The organism is Providencia sp. PROV208, assembly GCF_028479465.1.
GTDB classification, from domain to species: Bacteria; Pseudomonadota; Gammaproteobacteria; order Enterobacterales; family Enterobacteriaceae; genus Providencia; species Providencia alcalifaciens.
Window position 1 is genome coordinate 1 of the sequence record NZ_JAMPNS010000043.1, and the last position, 1,168, is coordinate 1,168.

The window sequence follows — 1,168 nt, forward strand, 5'->3', positions numbered from 1 at the left end:
AATTAATCATTACCAAACAAGTCACGGGTATAGACTTTATCCGCTACATCGTCCAGCTCAGGCACCATACGGTTTGCCAGAATAATGTCACATTCGGCTTTGAACGCGTCTAAATCTCGGATAACTTTCGAGCGGAAGAATTCTTCTTCTTTGAGTACCGGCTCGTAAACCACCACTTCAATGCCTTTCGCTTTAATGCGTTTCATTACGCCTTGAACGGCCGAAGCACGGAAATTATCAGAGCCCGCTTTCATCACTAAGCGATATACGCCCACTTTGCGTGGTGCTTTAGCGATAATCGCATCGGAGATAAAATCTTTACGGGTGCGGTTAGATTCCACAATCGCATTAATCAGGTTATTTGGCACATCATCGTAGTTTGCCAGTAACTGCTTCGTATCTTTCGGTAAGCAGTAACCACCGTAGCCAAAGGATGGGTTATTGTAATGGCTGCCGATACGCGGGTCTAAAGAGACACCTTCAATGATTTGACGCGCATTTAAGCCACGGCTTTCTGCGTAGGTGTCTAACTCATTGAAGTACGCGACACGCATCGCTAAGAAGGTGTTCGCAAACAGTTTGATGGCTTCCGCTTCAGTGCCGTCAGTGAACAGCACCGGCACATCTTTCTTAATCGCGCCTTCTAACAGTAAGTCAGCGAAAATCTGTGCACGTTCAGAACGCTCACCCACCACAATACGGGATGGGTACAGGTTATCCCACAGGGCGCGGCCTTCACGTAAGAATTCTGGGGAGAAAATCACGTTAGTGTAGCCAAACTCTTCACGCAAACGCGCTGTAAAGCCCACTGGAATGGTGGATTTGACGATAATAGTTGCTTCTGGATTCAGCTTATTGACATCATGAATGACGGATTCGACTGAATTGGTGTTGAAGTAGTTAGTTTTTGGGTCGTAATCTGTAGGGGTGGCAACAATCACGTATTGCGCGCCAGTATAGGCTTCGATTTTATCTTCGGTCGCACGGAAGTTCAGCTGTTTTTCCGTTAAAAACTGTTCGATTTCAGTGTCGATAATCGGGGATTGCTTATTGTTCAGCATCGCCACTTTTTCAGGGATGATATCGACCGCCACCACTTCGTGGTGTTGTGACAGTAGCATGGCGTTAGACAGACCGACGTAGCCGGTCCCTGCGATTGCTATTTTCA

At 46.8% G+C, this 1,168-nt stretch carries 1 protein-coding gene; it reads right to left on the minus strand.

Annotation, left to right across the window (positions count from 1 at the left end; translation table 11 throughout):
- Nucleotides 1-2: 2 nt before the first annotated feature.
- The coding region (locus tag PR766_RS18410; protein WP_154635855.1) for a nucleotide sugar dehydrogenase at nt 3-1,168 on the minus strand (1,166 nt) is incomplete at its 5' end.